At 37.8% G+C, this 17,102-nt stretch carries 20 protein-coding genes and 2 tRNA genes; 8 read left to right on the forward strand and 14 right to left on the reverse strand.

What is annotated here, in order from left to right:
* Nucleotides 1–131: 131 nt before the first annotated feature.
* Both B3P16_RS11390 and B3P16_RS11395 read right to left on the reverse strand, forming a co-directional pair.
* Entirely contained in the window at nucleotides 132–2,078 is a 1,947-nt protein-coding gene (locus B3P16_RS11390; protein ID WP_239468752.1) for a M1 family metallopeptidase, read from the reverse strand.
* Between the two features lie 169 nt (nucleotides 2,079–2,247).
* Entirely contained in the window at nucleotides 2,248–2,595 is a 348-nt protein-coding gene (locus B3P16_RS11395; RefSeq protein ID WP_070566141.1) for an ArsC family reductase, read from the reverse strand.
* A gap of 328 nt (nucleotides 2,596–2,923) precedes the next feature.
* Between B3P16_RS11395 and fbaA the strand changes: the two genes are divergently transcribed.
* The 3 genes from fbaA to B3P16_RS11410 all read left to right on the forward strand — a co-directional run bounded on the left by fbaA (nucleotide 2,924) and on the right by B3P16_RS11410 (nucleotide 5,738).
* Nucleotides 2,924–4,003, forward strand: a complete 1,080-nt coding sequence (gene fbaA / locus B3P16_RS11400; protein ID WP_046672381.1) for a class II fructose-bisphosphate aldolase — start codon at nucleotides 2,924–2,926, stop codon at nucleotides 4,001–4,003.
* A 158-nt stretch (nucleotides 4,004–4,161) separates the two neighbouring features.
* Nucleotides 4,162–4,836 carry a head GIN domain-containing protein gene (locus tag B3P16_RS11405; RefSeq protein WP_286843025.1) on the forward strand — a complete coding sequence of 225 codons (675 nt, stop codon included), beginning with the start codon at nucleotides 4,162–4,164 and terminating at the stop codon, nucleotides 4,834–4,836.
* Nucleotides 4,837–5,069: 233 nt separating this feature from the next.
* Nucleotides 5,070–5,738 carry a sterol desaturase family protein gene (locus B3P16_RS11410; protein WP_236585996.1) on the forward strand — a complete coding sequence of 223 codons (669 nt, stop codon included), beginning with the start codon at nucleotides 5,070–5,072 and terminating at the stop codon, nucleotides 5,736–5,738.
* Between the two features lie 104 nt (nucleotides 5,739–5,842).
* Here the strand turns inward: B3P16_RS11410 and B3P16_RS11415 are convergent, their stop codons facing one another.
* A complete protein-coding gene (locus tag B3P16_RS11415; RefSeq protein ID WP_286766970.1) occupies nucleotides 5,843–6,256 on the reverse strand; it encodes a group III truncated hemoglobin in 414 nt (137 codons plus the stop codon).
* 167 nt (nucleotides 6,257–6,423) lie between these two features.
* Between B3P16_RS11415 and B3P16_RS11420 the strand changes: the two genes are divergently transcribed.
* A complete protein-coding gene (locus B3P16_RS11420; protein ID WP_286802676.1) occupies nucleotides 6,424–6,990 on the forward strand; it encodes a hypothetical protein in 567 nt (188 codons plus the stop codon).
* A gap of 188 nt (nucleotides 6,991–7,178) precedes the next feature.
* Here B3P16_RS11420 and B3P16_RS11425 read toward each other — a convergent pair whose 3' ends face one another.
* Both B3P16_RS11425 and B3P16_RS11430 read right to left on the reverse strand, forming a co-directional pair.
* Nucleotides 7,179–7,715 (reverse strand): ExbD/TolR family protein, encoded by a 537-nt coding sequence (locus tag B3P16_RS11425; protein ID WP_070566193.1) that lies wholly within the window; start codon nucleotides 7,713–7,715, stop codon nucleotides 7,179–7,181.
* A gap of 388 nt (nucleotides 7,716–8,103) precedes the next feature.
* Nucleotides 8,104–8,646, reverse strand: coding sequence for a hypothetical protein (locus B3P16_RS11430; protein WP_286802675.1), 543 nt, complete (start codon nucleotides 8,644–8,646; stop codon nucleotides 8,104–8,106).
* Nucleotides 8,647–8,817: 171 nt separating this feature from the next.
* Here B3P16_RS11430 and B3P16_RS11435 point away from each other — a divergent pair, with 171 nt between their 5' ends.
* Nucleotides 8,818–9,708, forward strand: a complete 891-nt coding sequence (locus B3P16_RS11435; RefSeq protein WP_286843027.1) for a winged helix-turn-helix domain-containing protein — start codon at nucleotides 8,818–8,820, stop codon at nucleotides 9,706–9,708.
* A gap of 65 nt (nucleotides 9,709–9,773) precedes the next feature.
* Here the strand turns inward: B3P16_RS11435 and B3P16_RS11440 are convergent.
* The 6 genes from B3P16_RS11440 to B3P16_RS11465 all read right to left on the reverse strand — a co-directional run bounded on the left by B3P16_RS11440 (nucleotide 9,774) and on the right by B3P16_RS11465 (nucleotide 12,982).
* Nucleotides 9,774–9,858: transfer RNA gene (locus B3P16_RS11440), tRNA-Ser, on the reverse strand.
* A 278-nt stretch (nucleotides 9,859–10,136) separates the two neighbouring features.
* The gene (locus B3P16_RS11445) at nucleotides 10,137–10,733 is read right to left on the reverse strand and encodes a hypothetical protein (RefSeq protein ID WP_286843030.1); all 597 of its coding nucleotides are present in this window, start codon (nucleotides 10,731–10,733) and stop codon (nucleotides 10,137–10,139) included.
* Complete coding sequence (locus B3P16_RS11450; RefSeq protein WP_112375585.1) at nucleotides 10,720–11,214, reverse strand: RNA polymerase sigma factor; 495 nt, start codon at nucleotides 11,212–11,214, stop codon at nucleotides 10,720–10,722. The genes B3P16_RS11445 and B3P16_RS11450 overlap by 14 nt, the downstream gene beginning before the upstream one ends.
* 25 nt (nucleotides 11,215–11,239) lie before the next feature.
* A complete protein-coding gene (locus B3P16_RS11455; protein ID WP_286843032.1) occupies nucleotides 11,240–11,509 on the reverse strand; it encodes a hypothetical protein in 270 nt (89 codons plus the stop codon).
* A 408-nt stretch (nucleotides 11,510–11,917) separates the two neighbouring features.
* A tRNA-Ser gene (locus tag B3P16_RS11460) sits at nucleotides 11,918–12,002 on the reverse strand.
* 95 nt (nucleotides 12,003–12,097) lie between these two features.
* Nucleotides 12,098–12,982, reverse strand: a complete 885-nt coding sequence (locus tag B3P16_RS11465; protein WP_070566124.1) for a bestrophin family protein — start codon at nucleotides 12,980–12,982, stop codon at nucleotides 12,098–12,100.
* Nucleotides 12,983–13,049: 67 nt separating this feature from the next.
* Between B3P16_RS11465 and B3P16_RS11470 the strand changes: the two genes are divergently transcribed.
* The 3 genes from B3P16_RS11470 to trxA are packed head-to-tail and all read left to right on the forward strand — an operon-like array spanning nucleotide 13,050 to nucleotide 14,934.
* Nucleotides 13,050–13,898: a glycoside hydrolase family 25 protein gene (locus B3P16_RS11470; RefSeq protein ID WP_070566122.1), complete on the forward strand. Its 849-nt coding sequence runs from the start codon at nucleotides 13,050–13,052 to the stop codon at nucleotides 13,896–13,898.
* 8 nt (nucleotides 13,899–13,906) lie between these two features.
* A complete protein-coding gene (locus tag B3P16_RS11475; RefSeq protein WP_286843035.1) occupies nucleotides 13,907–14,638 on the forward strand; it encodes a rhodanese-like domain-containing protein in 732 nt (243 codons plus the stop codon).
* Nucleotides 14,638–14,934, forward strand: a complete 297-nt coding sequence (trxA, locus tag B3P16_RS11480; RefSeq protein WP_046672371.1) for a thioredoxin — start codon at nucleotides 14,638–14,640, stop codon at nucleotides 14,932–14,934. The genes B3P16_RS11475 and trxA overlap by 1 nt, the downstream gene beginning before the upstream one ends.
* Nucleotides 14,935–15,022: 88 nt before the next feature.
* On the opposite strand, the gene B3P16_RS11485 is transcribed toward trxA, so the two are convergent.
* From B3P16_RS11485 to mqnC, 3 genes are all read right to left on the reverse strand, one after another.
* Nucleotides 15,023–15,184, reverse strand: coding sequence for a hypothetical protein (locus B3P16_RS11485; protein WP_167450446.1), 162 nt, complete (start codon nucleotides 15,182–15,184; stop codon nucleotides 15,023–15,025).
* Nucleotides 15,185–15,337: 153 nt separating this feature from the next.
* Complete coding sequence (gene scpB, locus B3P16_RS11490) at nucleotides 15,338–15,898, reverse strand: SMC-Scp complex subunit ScpB (RefSeq protein ID WP_046672370.1); 561 nt, start codon at nucleotides 15,896–15,898, stop codon at nucleotides 15,338–15,340.
* Between the two features lie 9 nt (nucleotides 15,899–15,907).
* Complete coding sequence (mqnC, locus tag B3P16_RS11495) at nucleotides 15,908–17,032, reverse strand: cyclic dehypoxanthinyl futalosine synthase (protein ID WP_070566118.1); 1,125 nt, start codon at nucleotides 17,030–17,032, stop codon at nucleotides 15,908–15,910.
* Nucleotides 17,033–17,102 lie beyond the last annotated feature (70 nt).

The raw sequence follows: 17,102 nt of genomic DNA on the forward strand, positions 1-17,102 counted from the left end.
AGATTTTCATGCGAATAAATATAGTTATGTATTTTCAATCTATGAATGAACAGGATATTTGCTGTTTTGTTTACGCCGTACGTTCATGATTGTTCTCTAGCCAAAAATAACGAATAGATTTTGAAAATTTGCTAATTTGCTTTCCACGAATTATTGTCTGGATTCTTGTCTGGCATAACCATGTCTGGATCTAACTGTACGGATTGCAATGATTCTGTGGTCGGTATTTTAAATTGCCATACATCGTTTCTTTCCCAGATTTCCACCGGTAGTTTTTTTCGGATCTTCTTGCCCGATACGGTTGTCGCTTCAATAATAACTGGCATCGGTAATTTTTCGAGATTTTCCACGGTGACAAGTGCGCCAAATTTTGGCTCGTTGTTGACATAGGATACTGATTTTATACCTTGGTCCATTTGCCAGTTGTTGACAAACCACCCGCGCCAGAACCAGTTTAGGTTTTCTCCAGCACCGTTTTCAATGGCTTTGAAGAAATCCTCTGGAGTAGGGTGTTTGTAAGCCCATTCTTGGATATATTTTTTAAAAGCGTAATCGAAGCGCTCAGGACCGATGATTTCGTTTCGCAATAATTTCAGTCCATAAGCTGGCTTATAGTAGACCAAAGCACCAATATTACGTTCTTTCATGTTTTGCGGAGTACTCATGATCGGTTCAAGATTACGGGCAGTAAAGATGTAGGATCTGCTCGCCTGATTACGGTAATATTCACCATTATTGAATTCCTTTGTAGCGAGTTCGTTAATAAATGTATTGAAGCCTTCATCCATCCAGCCATGTTCACGTTCGTTGGATGCGACAATCATTGGGAACCAATTGTGACCAAACTCGTGGTTAGTAACCCCCCAAAGTGAACCTGCTTTGGCCCGATTGCCACAGAACGACAAGGCTGGGTATTCCATTCCACCAACATTGGAAGCTACATTCACAGCTACAGGGTAAGGATATTCAAACCAGCTTTTTGAATAGATTTCAATTGCGGCTTTTGTATATTCTGTCGAGCGTTCCCAGGCATTGTTACTGTTACTTTCAATTGGATAGGCTGACAAAGCAAGGGATTTTTTTCCGCTGGGCAGATTGATCTTCGCACCATCTACTATAAATGCCGTAGAGGAGGCCCAGGCAATGTCTTGCGCATTATTAAGTTGATATTTCCAGGTTAAGGTTTTCTTGTCAGGTCTGGAGTTTTTTGCGGTAACTTCTTCGGCGGAGCGGATGATTACGGTTTCATCGCTACGTTGTGCCTGTTGGTATCGTTTGAGTTGCTCAGCTGTAAATACTTCCTGTGGGTTTAACAATTCGCCACCCAAGACAACCATGTGGTTTGCTGGAGTAGTGATCTCAACCTGGTAATTTCCGAATTCACGATAGAACTCTCCTGGTCCTGTATAAGGAAGCGTATTCCAACCTCTAATGTCGTCATAGACACACAGTCTTGGGAACCATTGTGCAATGGCATAGATTTTTCCGTTTTTTGTATCAAGTATACCGGTACGATCAGCTCCATATTTAGGAACGGTGTATTGGTATTTAATCTTAAAAGTTATTTTTCCGCCCTTGCTCTTTAATGCCGTCGGAAGTCGAAGCTGCATGCGGGTATCGTCAATAATATGTTCGATCGTATTTCCGTTTACGTCCGTAACCGATTGTATCTGATATCCACCATCAAAAGTGGAGTTGCCATCACCGTAACGGCTGTCGGTCAAGGGGGAGATCAATTGACCACGGCCATGTTGTGAAAACATATTTTGATCTAACTGCAACCACAGATAGTTCATATTGTCCGGACTATTGTTACTATAAGTAATCTCAACAGCTCCTGTAATTTGATCATTTTGATCATTCAGGGAAGCCTGAATTTTATAATCGGCTGCATTTTGCCAGTAGGCAGGGCCCGGTTTTCCGGCTGCGGAACGATATTCGTTACCATTATTTTTAAAAAACAAGGGTGCAAAGGCCTCAGTATAGCTATAATTGGATGTTTTCTCCTGTGCAAAGGCCGGATAAGCATAGCTCAACGCAACAAGGCTTAAAGAAGCCAGTGCAATTCTTTTCATCATACGTTTACTTAAATTATGTTTATTTGCTCCAATATACAATGAAAAGTACATTGAGCCAAAAAAAACGAAAACGACGTCTTAAAAGTTAAGGGAAAAAGGGGGACTTTAAAGGTGTATTTGGTACAATTGGAGGCTTTTTAAGACCTCCATTCCAGGGAGCTTTCTGGAACTATTTTAAATTTGTTACGTACTCTGTTTCATTAAAACCAAGTAATATGCCTTTATTGTATTCAATAACGGGACGTTTAATCATACTCGTGTTTTCCTGAAGCACCTTATTGGCGCTATTACTGTCTACGACTTGTTCTTGAGTTTCCGGAGATAGTTTTTTCCATGTAGTTCCCTTTTTATTCACTAAGGCCTGCCAGTCTACCTGTGTTTCCCATTCTTTTAATTTATCCTCACTGACACCTTCTTTTTTGAAGTCATGAAATTGAAAGGGGATATTGTTGTCTTCCAACCATGTAAGTGCTTTTTTTACTGTGTTACAATTTTTGATACCGTATACCTGTAGCATAATAGTGACAATTTGGTGAATCCAAATTTAATCAATCTCGACACAATATTTAAAATAATTCGTATTTCTGAACACATTCAAGATGCCTTATCTGTGATCCAATGATAATTGCGGATATCCTGTTGTTCATGGTATTGGGAAAAATAGGGACAAGTGGACTATTCTATTCAAAGGAATAATCAGAGGTTTATGATTTGTTAAGATTCTATATTCCCTATGGATTGATAGTGTATTTAGTACACTATAAAAATTAGGAAGTAATAATAATTTTTAATAATTTAGTAGCTTCAAGTATAATGAAAGATTAAAATAAATCAATAACAGAAATATGAGCCTAAAAGATTTTAAAGGTGTATTGACAGGAGATCAAGTACAAGAGTTGTTTGAGGTAGCGAAGAAACATAAGTTTGCTTTGCCTGCGGTAAACATTATCGGAACAAACTCTATCAATGCGGTTATGGAAACTGCGAAAGCAGTAAATTCTCCTGTAATTATTCAATTGTCAAATGGTGGAGCGCAATTCTACGCTGGTAAAACCTTGAACAACGATAATTTACAAGCTTGTGTATTGGGAGCGGTATCTGCAGCACAACATGTTCATTTATTAGCTGAGCATTATGGTGTAGCGGTTATTCTGCATACAGATCACGCAGCTAAGAAACTTTTACCTTGGATCGACGGTTTGTTGGACGCTGGCGAGAAATTCTTTGCGCAACACGGAAAACCATTGTTCTCTTCTCACATGTTGGATTTATCGGAAGAGCCAATTGAAGAAAATATTGAAATTTCAGCTAAATACTTAGCACGTATGAAACCACTTGGTATGACCGTGGAGATCGAGTTGGGTGTTACAGGTGGTGAAGAAGATGGTGTTGACAACTCGGATGTAGATAGTTCAAAACTGTATACTCAGCCGGAAGAGGTTGCCTATGCTTTTGAAGAACTGTCTAAAGTATCTGACAAATTTACAGTGGCAGCTGCATTTGGTAACGTTCATGGTGTTTACAAACCAGGTAATGTGAAGTTGCAACCAGTTATATTACACAATTCACAAGAATATATTCGTGAGAAATATAATCTTACTGCTGAAAAACCAGTAAACTTTGTATTCCACGGTGGTTCTGGTTCATCTCCTGAAGAAATTGCAGAAGCGATTTCATACGGTGCAATCAAAATGAACATTGATACCGATATGCAATGGGCGTTTTGGGATGGTGTGAGAGCCTATGAAGCGAAAAACCACGATTATTTGCAAGGTCAAATCGGTAATCCTGAAGGAGCTGATTCTCCGAATAAAAAATATTACGATCCACGCGTTTGGTTACGTAAAGGGGAAGAAACTTTTGTTGCTCGTCTGAAAGAAGCGTTCGCTGATTTGAATGCAGTAGATGTCAATAGCAAACTATAAGTATAAGCTAAAAAATAGATTTTAAAAACGTCTTTAGTGCCCCCAAAAAGTTAAACACTTTATGGGGGCATTTTTTTATGTCAAAATAGGTTAAAAATATTGTTCTTAGTAGGAATTGGCTTATTTTTTGACGAACAACAATAAAAAGTCAAGTAAATATGAAATTTTTAGGAGCCAGTGTAATTCTTTTATTAATTGCCCAAATGGGGTTTGGGCAGGTGAAGCAAAATGTTGGCGATTTTTCTTCGGTTGTAGCGACAGACAAGATTCAGGTGGAGTTGATTAAGTCCGACGAGTCCTTGGTGACGTTTGAAGGACAGAATCACGAGAATGTTAAAGTGGTCAACACAAATGGATCCTTGGTTTTGAAAATGAATACGTTGAACATGCTGCAAGGGGGGAATATCTCTGTGAAGGTGTATTACAAGAGTTTGAACAATGTGGAAGCAAAAAAAGGGGCCAAGGTATTTGCGACCACAAATAATACAGTTGCTGCTGATCACTTAAAAGTATATGCTTCAGAAGGTGGTCTGGTCGATCTCTATACAGCGGTAAAAACAGCTGAAATAAAAGTGACCTCAGGTGCTACAATCGCTTTGTATGGAAAGGCAAACAAACAGGAGATCATTTCGAATTTTGGCGGTAAATATGAAGGAAAAGATTTTAAGACGAACACCACGGTGGTAACCGTCAATGGTGGTGGTAAAGCGGATGTTTATGTTACTGATTCCATCGAGACCAAAACACGTGGCGGTGGCGTCATTGATGTTTATGGAAAACCAGAACAACGTGTAGAAAAGAAAATGGCTGGTGGAACAGTCAATTTTAAATAAGTGAACTGTCTTGGATTTGTCAATTTTCTGATGCTTAGATTTTAGGTGATTGAAGCGAAAAGAGTGAAATTTAGGGGAGGAGATGGAATAAAAAGGGTTTAACTTAACCGGGGTAATGATCGTCGTTTAACCTTTTTATTAAAAAGGTCAGTTATTTTGTTTTTCTCATCAGAAACCTTCTTCATTTGTGCTTAAAATATCTATTTTTGTAAGGGAATAATAAAAATAGTATTATGGCAAAGCGTAATTATGTTTCAAATTCTACGGAATCTACGCGCATGTTCAAGAATGACTTTTTAGAGTCTTTGACGAAGGTGCATTGGAGTGTACCTTTGATTTTCTATGTACCCGTGGTTGTGTTCTTTTCGTATAAAGCGCTAGTTTGGGGAGAGGTTTCCTTCTTAACATACATGGGGTATTTTATTTTTGGTTTAGCTTTCTGGACTGCTTTTGAATATGCATTACATCGTTGGGTATTTCATTTTCACCCGACAACGGAATGGGGAAAGCGAATTGCTTTTATTTTCCATGGTGTGCATCATGATTACCCAAGAGACCGTATGCGTTTGGTGATGCCATTGTCAGCGAGTATTCCACTCGCTCTTTTGGTGTATCTTGGTTTTACATTGTTTTTCTCGAATGAGTTTATCCTAGCCTGCTTTTTCTCAGGTTTTATGGTGGGGTATTTGATCTATGACGAATGTCATTATGCGATGCACCATGCTAATTTTAAAAGCGGCATTTTCAAACGCATCAAGCAGCACCATATGTTGCATCATTATTCTGATCCCGAAAAAGGCTTTGGAGTAAGTTCTTCCTTATGGGATGAAATTTTACGCTCAGGTTTCGAAGAAAAGGAACCCAAAAAAGAATCTACTTCCTTAAAAGAAGAAAAAGCATAAATTGAATCACATCAACTAAAAAAGCCCTGGATAGTTTCCAAGGGCTTTTTTTATGGATTAATTTTTATTTATCAATGTGATCAAGTGGGCTTTGTAGGCCAACTTTAGATCAAGGGTTTCTTGTTGGGATTGGCCTGCAGGTATTCCAGTTTGAACTGAAACATTTGGGCCATTTTCTGCGCACGCCATTTGGCCTCTTCGGCCTTTTGTCCACTGTATAAGCAATCTACTGTTGCTTCGAATAAATTGAGCCATTGACCAAAGTGTTGTGCATCAATGGGTAAATTGATATGGGGTGGAAAAGGGCTGCCGAAATAACTATGTTCATCCAGCAGGATAGTCTGCCAGAAACTATACATCTTTTCAAGATGTATAGCCCAATTGTCTTGGATTCGTTCTTTAAAAATAGGTCCGAGCAAAGTATCTTTACGTATCGTCGTATAGAATTGATCTACTAATACTTTAATGTCATCGAGTGTCTGAATATCCTGTTTCATCGGCGTATGATCTATGCTCATGAATAAAGGCCTATAGCTGGATCAAAAACTTTTTCATGATGTTTATCTGGATTAAATGTAGTGACATTTATAGAGAATCGCATCACTTGGATGTAAAGATGTCTCGTTGAAATTTTGTAATTCTCTTTTATTGTCAGTAAATTGACTCAATACTAAGGGAAAAACATATGGGAAAATACGTTCTTTTAATCCTATTATCGATGGGATTTTATGCTGTTGAGGCACAGGTTACAACAATTTCGATCAATAAGGAAAATTTTCAGTCTTCTGGTTTTCCATTTAAGGGGAAGCGTGTGTTACAAGTAGAACGCCTTCAGACTCCAAAAGAAGATAATTATATTGTTTTTTCAAAAGAGGAACGGGGTGCTGATCCCGACAAACTTTATGTACAACAATTTCAGCAGATCGATGGAATGTGGCAGCTTATGGCTGATGAATTGATATCCGAAGAAGGGATTGTTACGTCGGTTTGGGAATCTCGAAAGGCATTTTTTGATGCGGATAGGGATGGTAAATTGGATGCATTATTTATCTATTCAAGGCATCCAAAGGATGACCTGCAAAAGCAGCTAAGCTGTATTGGACTAGTTCTTTATAAGAATAAGTTTTACCGTCTCCGTGCAGAGGAAGCAGATGGTTATAGCCAAACAACGTTTTCGGACAATTATGCATCCCTACCGGTTGAGGTAAAAGAAAATGTGGAACGTTATTGGAATAATCTGGATAAAAGATAATATAGGCTACGCGCCTGGAATCTACCGAAAGATCGATGGATCATACGATCTTTCGGTAAACTTGTTATTGTATATTTGATCAAATAGTAAGCATTTCCGCATTTTTTGATCACTAATTGATTTTACCTATGAAAGGCTCATTCAATAGGTTATCTCAAAGCATGGACAAGATATCGTTTAAATCAATGTTACTGGAGTGCAGCGAGCAATTGCTTTTCTTCTTCGATTTGCGTTTTACTGATTACGTAACGTGCGATATGCTGGTCCTTCAAATGGTCTATCGTTTGAATAACATCTTTCGTGCGCGCTTCTTTGCTAGGTTTAATCAATACAATCATGTCCTTTGTATTGGGCATGGTGCTAATCTTAGCTTTTAACTGTGCAATAACAGCCGAGAGCCCTTTGTCGATATCTACCGGTATTTGTGAAGAGCTGATCGGTTTTTTGAAATCCCCATGATACCACATGAATTTTCCTTCGCCCAGGATAAGAGTTGCCGTGCGGTTTTCATCAATAAGAACCGAACTTTCTATAGCTGATTTAGTTTTGTCTGGCATGGCGATATCCATTGCAGATGGTTTATTTAATGTTGTGGTCAACATAAAAAATGTAATGAGAAGAAATGCGAGGTCTACCATCGCTGTTAAATCTACTTTAGGGGCCATTTTCCTGCTTCTTATTTTTTTCTTTCCCGTTTCTTGCGTTTTTTGATTTAATTCTGCCATGATCGTCATCTTTAGGTTAACACGTTGTTGTTACTCCTTATAATGATGGCAGAAAAGAATGGATTCCACAGTGTTTTTTAAAAAAAAATTGAAGTTTTTTTTAGATACTTTCTGTGTTTTTTTTCTTAACTGTTGGTAATCAGTTTTTTTACCTGGTGTTTTGGTTTGTTCGTTGTTGATCAGATTTGTTTAATTCGCTTGTTATTTTTCCTTTCATCCAATTTAGGTCGGTTGCTAGGCTGTCGAAATTTATCGAGTTGGTTTGGTGACTTAATTTGAGTAACAAGGTTACTTTCGTTGTGATTTTAATTCTTGTACAAATAGTTGTGTTTGCAAAAAAGCCCTTCAATGCTGAAAGGCTTTTCTTGTGGAGTGGTTGTTACGTTACTCAGCAAGCGCCTTGGTTAGGTATGCGTTTATAAATTATTTTGTTATCTCTTTGTACATAGTCGCCCGCTACTATTGGATACGAATACTTAGGCGCGTACATGACACCACGACCCCTTATCGTTATTTTGTCGTTTACTTTCAAGCTTCGCAATTGTTGAAATTCATTGGAATTTTCCAGGCCAAAACTGAGAATATAGTCTTCACGATTAATTCTAACCATCACACCGAAACCTAACTGTGCTCCTAGTGGAAGATAAAGCGAAGTTACAACTGCGGCTATGTCGGCAGAATTCTTTATCTGATTGTTTATTTTCGCCGCGTTGTCAAGTACTTTTATGCCTTCGGGAGATTCTTGCCATTTTTTGAACTTTATACCATTAGGACTCGCTTCCCATTTATTCCTTTCGGCGGTCATTTCAGAACGAGTGCGTGATTTCGCAGCCGATTTTTTAAAAGTTTCATTTTTGATTTCGCGATTGGCAAATGCCAAGCCGCTTCCTATGGCAAGCGGTAAGACCAATAAATAGATAATTTTTTTCATATTTTTAAAAGTTTAATGAAGATTCGATTTATCACAGTAAATTAGATCCGTTCAAACTTTTTTCTCGTATCCTTTTTAGCGTGATGTAACAAAAATACGTTGATGATACTTATATAGTGGGATTTAGACTGTAAATAGTGATGTAATCTTTGTAAATAAATTGTAAATCGTATGTCTGAAAGCCGAAATATTTTCTCAGGGAACCGGAAGTACTTGTATGGCGGGATAATGCTCTTGTTTATTGCAATGGCCTTTATCGCTTTTGATAAGACTGGTACAGACGATTTTGATAGCGCCAGGAGAGAAGTTTTGCTTCGGCGGATAGGGGATGAACTGCTTACACAGTCGGGTGACAGTAGATCAAGAGTGCTTCCGATTGAAAAGATTCAAGAAAATGAATATCAGATCAGGTTTGAGAATGAAATCACCTTTAAACCGGACTCGCTGGTGAGTGCTATTCAGCGCCTGTTGGTCAATGATCCTCTTGCCAGTGATTACGTTGTTAACGTCCTGAATTGTGGCAACTCAAGCGTAGCTTATGGATATGCTATTTCCAGTAATAAAAAAGATGATATTATTGCTTGCAGAGGAAGATTGCAACCTAAAGGATGTTACATGGTTAACATTAAATTTAAACCTACCGGAATAAACACGGCAGCGAGTAGCTTTTTTTTGATTATTCTGTTGTTTTTAGTATTTGCTGGATTCATTTTTTTGAAAACGGATCGGAGGCGAAGTGCTGTGTTGTACGATCGAAATAACTCTGTTTTAGCCTTTGGGTCAGTTTTGTTTAATCCGCAGGAGCGAGAAATGGTCATTCATGACAACACGATTGATCTCACCGGAACGGAAACTCGTCTGTTGCATATTTTCGCCTTGTCACCTAACCAGACGATAGCACGAACCCGGCTGCAAAAAGAGATTTGGGAAGATGAGGGGATTATTGTCGGGCGCAGTCTAGATATGTTTATATCAAAACTTAGAAAAAAATTGGAGTTTGATCCGACTATCAAAATTACGGTTATACGTGGTAAAGGATATAAACTTGAGGTTAGTTCTTAAGAAGAGTAAGGGGACGGATTGGGCTAAAATGCAAAAAGCCTTTCATTTCTGAAAGGCTTTTTCTGCGGAGAGTGAGGGATTCGAACCCCCGAACCTGTGACAGTTAACGGTTTTCAAGACCGCCGCATTCGACCACTCTGCCAACTCTCCGCGACAAAAGTAGAAATTTTGGGTAGAATTACAAAACTTATTTTACATTTTTCTTTGTTTAAAAGCAGTTTTAGCACTCTTAAAATAGAAATGTAGTTGAATACCAGTTGGTTATTTTTAAGGGTTGCCCCTCTTTCCGATGTCATATTGGCGACAAAAAAAACTCCGCCTTGGTGGATATTTTCGCTTTAGATGTGATCATAACCTTGTTTTAAGGAAATTGCAATTAAAAATGGAGCTATGAAAGTATTTTTAAGGAGCAAACACGATCCGATTTTTCAATTCCCGAATTGTCGTTCTAGTTCTTGTAATTCAAAAATAACTTCGTTGATGGATCGATCAATTTTAGCGAGTTCTCTTTTGCCTAAATAAAAGTAGGAAAATAGCATCCAGCTGTAGGTTGGAAGGTAAGTGAGTAAATAATAGTTGAAACTGGCACCCACTAGGATTTCCCGAAGATAGATCGAGATTGCTATACTGAGAATTAAATGATAAATGGGCATATTCCAATGAATTCTTTTCTTTCTAAAGGAATCAAACTGTTGCCACTGTTGTAAATGCTCGGTAGGTAAAGCTACTTCATTGATCTTTTTGATTTTACCTACAGTGGTCATCATTAAGGATGCCTGTATAAAACAAAGGCAGGATACGATAAACATCGCTGTGTACAATGCCAGCGTTTTGTGTCTAAAATCAAGGAAATATGCTAGCGCAAGAATAATTAATCCTGTTACAAGCAATAACACAGCACAGGTTATTTCTTTCCTTATTAATTCCTGACGAAAGTCTTTGACCTTACTCAGGCGTTTTGGGCGCAAGATATGTTGTTTGCTATCCTGTTTCCAAAGATGTTGTAAATCGTTAAAGTCTTGCATATTTATGGAAAATTTCAGTTAATTCTTTTTTAATTCGATGGATTTTAACACGGAGATTATTCTCTGTAATTCCCGTAATTTCTGCTATTTGCTCATAAGGTTTTTCATCTAATACCAATGTGATCAGTACTCTATCCGCTTCTTTTAGTTTGCTGATACATTTATACAGCAGATCAATCTGTTGTACTTTTTCATTCGTTGAATCCTCGGGTATATCGATGTAGTTTGAGTCAGTTATTTTTTTTACATGTTGATTCTTTTTTCGCATGCTCGTCAAGCAATTATTGATCGCTATTCTGTAGATCCAGGTGCTTAATTTTGCATCATTGCGAAAACCGTCGAGTTTTTTCCATACAGTAATGAAGGTCTCTTGGACTAAATCATCTGCATTATCTGGGTCTCCAGTATAACTGAGGCATAACTTGCGGATGGCCGGCGCATATTCTTTATAAATAATCTCAAAGTTTTCTTTGTTGGTCATCGGGTTATTTTAAAAATGTGTCTAGTTAAAAAAACCATATCGGCTGGTCATACATATTAAAATGCTTACTGTTGGTACTGTGTAAAGTTAGCTTTTTTACATACTTATATTGTTGGGAAAGAATTTGCTGTGATTTTTCCAGCGTTTCGTATTTACTGCCTAACACGAAAATCGGTTTCTGTCCATACGCTCCACTACAGCTATATCCTGTGATAAGATTCATCGGTGTTCCTTTTCCATTGATGTTGACCTGAAAATCATATTTTTTTTGTGTATATGCCGATCCGTATATCATAAGTAAAAGTATTGAAATACCGAGTTTGATGAAATAACATATATAGTTCCGTAAATCTTTATTGATACGAAGAACAATAGTTTTCATAAGAATTGAACATAAAACCAGTAATTAGGGTTGCCTAGAATATTCTGCGTATTAGATGTTATGAATTACAGATTATTACATAAAAGAGTGAAAAAAGTTAAAAATCGTGCATGGGGAAAGGTAGAGTTGCGTAAAATGTTGTTTTCTCATAGTAACAATGTGGTAATTCGAATGGTGTAGTGCTGTAAGAAAATTGATTTTTTGATAGGGAGAATAGCTGGTAAACCAGATTGAATGGGGATGTGTTGGCAGCCCAGCCAGCTGGGGCTTTGAATCCAGCTATAAAGCAAAAAGCCCTTCATTTCTGAAAGGCTTTTTCTGCGGAGAGTGAGGGATTCGAACCCCCGAACCTGTGACAGTTAACGGTTTTCAAGACCGCCGCATTCGACCACTCTGCCAACTCTCCGCGACAAAAGTAGAAATTTCGAATAGATTTACAAAACTTATTTTCTATAGATAGTCTTAGGGTTTGAAAATGAGCTAGATTGTTTTTAAAAAAGGCTATACAGGGATAATCTCATGGCAGTGTTTCCTGATGTTGGCCGCAATTTTGTCGATCGGTAAATCGTCTTGGTCGATACCAAATGGCTCTTCAATGGACTCGCCAATTAATTCGAGAGATGCTAAAACATATAAAATAAATGGTACAGCAATCACAACAAAGTAACCGATGGAGAAAACGTAACCTACTGGAAGGGTCATGGTATAGAAGATAATGAACTTCTTGATAAATGCACTATATGCCAATGGTATTGGCGTATTTTTAATACGTTCACAAGCTCCACAAACATGTGTCATAGTAGTAATTTCCTCATTAAGGATAATAAGCTGATCGCCACTTATAGTTCCTTCTTTATATAGATCATTGATTTTGTGGAAGATCATGGTAGAAACTTGATTGGGGCCATGTTTTTTATTATCCAAAGCTTTTAACTCAGGGTGTTCGTTTTCGTCGAGCATAAACTTGGTGTAATCCGATCTTAAAAAATCGTATAGTGTCTCTGCGAATAGGGGGATTGCCTTTCTAAAAAAGCTACGGTTCACTTTGTCATCTACATCCAGCATGGCATTTAGTTTGTACGAAAAGGCTCTACTTATATTGGTCAATGTACCCCATTGCTTTCGGGCTTCCCACCAACGATCATAGGCTGTGTTTGTTCGGAATACCAGTAAAAGCGATATAACGAAACCGAGAAGATTGTGGACAATGGTAATGTTTTTGACCCAGCTCTTTTCATTTAATTTGAGGTATTCCAATTCAAGAAAGGCAATCATCCAGGAATAAAAAGCGATTAAAACAAGAAATGGCAGTAACTTTTTGAAGGTATCTGATTTATGCAACTTGAAAGTTGCCGAAAGCCAGTCTTTGGGGTTGTACACGATCATACACAAAAATATAAATTGTTGTGAAAATTTTGTGAGTTAATTGCTATTGCCGTAACTTCATCGTGCTATGGCACAACAGCGATTAAAAAGAAAGAAAACAAGCACAAAAGGAAGTCAAGCCCGAGGAACAAAGTGGATCTGGATGATAGCAGGAATGCTGGTGTTTTTCCTCTGTCTTGTAATGTGGCATTATCGAGCTGGAATTATATACTATTTTCGTGTGGCTACCTCCAAAGACAAGTCTCTGACGAAGGAGGCTAAATACGATATTCGAAATATTGAGATTATGAGCAAGCACGATGATAAGGTGTTTGGTATAGACGTGTCTACCTACCAGGAAGAAATAGATTGGCAAAAGGTAAGCACAATCAATGATCATTTTCCGATAGATTTTGTGTTTATCAGGGCGACAATGGGTGAGAAAGGAATGGATAATAAGTTTAGTCGAAATTGGAGCAAAACGGCAAATAGGGCGGTTTTGAGAGGGGCTTATCATTATTTTAGACCCAATGAAAACTCGGTAAAGCAAGCGAAGAATTTTATTCGAAAAGTTAAATTACAGCCTGGCGATCTTCCACCGGTCTTGGATATTGAGGAGCATCCAAAACAACAATCTATGGATAGCTTGAAAGTTGGGCTAAAACGTTGGCTTGAAGAAGTCGAAGCTCACTACAAAGTAAAGCCCATTCTTTACTCCGGAGATAAGTTTTATAGTGATTTTTTGGAAAAGGAGTTTGCCGCTTATACGCTATGGATTGCAAATTACAACTTTTGGGTTGAGAACCCCAAGGAGCATTGGGCTTTCTGGCAATTTTCTGAAAAAGGCTCTGTCAGAGGCATTCAGGGCAATGTGGACTTAAATATATACAATGGTAAAATTGAGGAATTGGAAAAGCTGCTTATTCCTTTTAAATAGTCAAATATATGCGTAGCGTTTTTATCACATTATGTGGGGTCTGTTTTGCACTGTTCAATGATCAAGTGCAATTGCATGCAGCATCGAAGAACCATCAGGCCGAGATGTCGCAGCCCGCTTCAGATTTATCACGATTAACATTGAAGGAATTTAAAAAAATGCGCCGTGAAACAGCTATTCAAGTTCTTGATACGCGGCCTGGCGATATATTCCTGCAAGGATTTGTGCCGAAATCAATAAATATAGGTTTTAAAGGTCCATTTGATCACTTTTTGGCACAAGTGTTTCCCAATAAAGCGCAAAAAATTTTATTGATTACAGAAATAGATAGTCAGGATACGGTTTACAACCATTTATTAAAATTGGGTTATACTCATGTTATTGGAGTTTTGGATGGTGGCATCGAAACTTGGAAAAGTAACGAAGATGTAGTCTCATTGAGCAATATTAGTGCAGGAGAATTTAGGAAAAGATCAGGTCAAGGTCATATTGTGGATGTAAGAACAAATAAAGAATTTGGTAATGGACATATTGACAATGCAATGAATATTCCATTAACAGATTTCGTTAATTTTGGTTCTACACTTAAAAAAGACAATAAACAGCTGTATGTACACTGTCAATCAGGATATAGGAGTGCAGTGGCTGTATCTATTTTAAGTGCTAAAGGATTTAAACATATATGCAATATCCAAGGTGGGTATAAGGCATTGCAAGAAGAAGTAAAGGAGAATCAATAATGGCTACTTTTGACCAGATTATTCAATCAAATTCGCTGGTTTTGGTGGATTTTTTTGCGACGTGGTGCGGTCCATGCCAGACTATGGCGCCGATTTTACAGGATGTAAAGGAATTTTATCAGGAAGATCTATCCATCATTAAAATTGATGTAGATAAAAATCCCAAAATTGCTTCGATTTATAAGGTAAGTGGCGTGCCTACTTTTGTGCTGTTCAAAAATGGACAGCAAATATGGCGACAAAGCGGCATGATTCCCAAGATGGAATTACATAAATTGATCGATCAGGCAAAGTAAAAAATAAGGCGTTCAATTTGATTGAACGCCTTATTTTTTTAATGATACTCTGGTGTTTTAATAGGTAGTGTTATATCGCACTAAAATATTAAAATTCATCGTCATCATCGAAGTCATCCAATCCTCCAATCGAGTCGATTTCAGGTAAATCGAAATCATCATCGAAATCATCATCATCGTCATCAGGACCGTTGAAAGATGCGAATTTTACTTCTTCAAGATCTTCGTTAGCTAAAGTTGCCGTGTTCATAAAATAATACTTTATTGTTTCTTATTCAATGTTGTAAAATTAGAGAAGAAAACTATTTTTTAAAACTTTTTTTCAAAAAATTATTAAGCTTTATTTTTCTGTTAATCAATATGTTGAATTGTATTTTGAAAATAAAAATTTATTTTATTTTATTTATTCATTTGTTTCGCCAATCGCATTGTCCTCGGTAACGATGTCTTTTAATTGTGGGAGATCTCTCACACCATTGATTCCGAAGTGATCCATGAACTGTTGGCTTGTTGCATAAAGTAATGGTTTTCCGATACTATCTGCTTTTCCCGCAATTTTGATTAACTTCTTTTCCAGTAAACGTTGAATAGCGTAATCACAGCTGACACCTCTAATCTGCTCCACTTCTAATTTTGTTATCGGTTGTCTGTAAGCAATGATGGCGAGTGTTTCTAGCGCTGATTGACTTAATTTTCGCTTGTTATTATGATTTTGGAGCTGTTGTATCGATTCATGATAAACAGCTTTTGTCAAAAACTGATAGGCGTTGTTGATGTAACGTAATTCGAGTACATAATCTTCATCCTGGTACTTCGTTTCAATTTTTTTAATCAAGTCACGTAGCTCGTCTCTGGATACTTCGATGGCTAATGCTTCCTGCAAAATCTGTTTGATGTCGGCAAGATCTATTCCTTCCGCAGAAGCAAATATAATTGCTTCAATATTTCTTATGACGTCTTTCAATGTATCGTATTAATAGTTAATGACCTGTTCGACCATATGGGCTGGTAGCTCACGGAACTCGTACTTTTGTGTTCGTAGTTGTGGACTGAATCCAGCTTCCAAAATAGCTTCCTGTATTGATTTAGATGTGAATCTATGGGGGGCCCCTGCTGCAGAGACGACATTTTCTTCGATCATGATAGAACCAAAGTCATTTGCTCCGGCATGCAGACACAATTGAGCAGTACGTTTTCCGACAGTGAGCCAGGATGCTTGTATGTTTTTGATATTAGGAAGCATAATGCGGCTCAAAGCAATCATGCGGATATATTCTTCACTTGTTACGTTATTGGTAATACCGCGAAGTCTTTTCAATAAGGTGCCATCATCCTGGAAAGGCCAAGGGATGAATGCTATAAAACCATGGGATTCCTGCGGTTTTTCATCCTGTACTTCGCGAATCCACACCAAATGTTCAAAACGCTCTTCTATTGTTTCGATATGACCAAACATCATGGTGGCAGAAGTTGGTAGATTAATTTTATGGGCTGCCCGCATAACATCTAGCCATTCTTTACCACCGCATTTTCCCTTTGATATAAGACGTCTTACGCGATCATTGAGAATTTCAGCTCCGGCTCCAGGTAGAGAGTCCAGTCCAGCTTCTTTCAATTGTCTCAAAACTTCAATATGACTCATGTTCTCCAACTTGGAAATATGCGCAATTTCAGGCGGGCCGAGTGAATGTAGTTTTAGCGTAGGGTAAAGCTCTTTTAATTGCTTATAAAGGTTTTTGTAAAACTCAATACCCAAATCCGGGTGATGGCCACCTTGCAGCAGCAGTTGATCACCACCGTACTTAAAAGTTTCCTCTATCTTTTGCTTGTAGCTTTCGATATCGGTGATGTAACTATCTTCATGACCGGGACGGCGGAAAAAGTTGCAAAATTTGCAATTTGCAATACATACATTGGTGGTATTGACATTTCTGTCGATCTGCCAGGTTACTTTACCATGTGGCACTTGTATTTTACGCAATTCATTGGCTACGAAAGTCAAATCAGCTGTAGGTGCGTTTTGATATAAAAAAACACCCTCTTCCTTGGATAGGAACTCAAATCGGAGCGCCCGTTCTAATAAATTACTTACATTCATCAACAACAAATATAAGGAGCTTTTAGCTTATTTGGACCTATTTGTAGAATATTTGACAATGCACATTGAA

It is taken from the genome of Sphingobacterium sp. UBA7631, from assembly GCF_002483935.1.
In the GTDB taxonomy this organism is placed as follows: Bacteria; Bacteroidota; Bacteroidia; order Sphingobacteriales; family Sphingobacteriaceae; genus Sphingobacterium; species Sphingobacterium multivorum.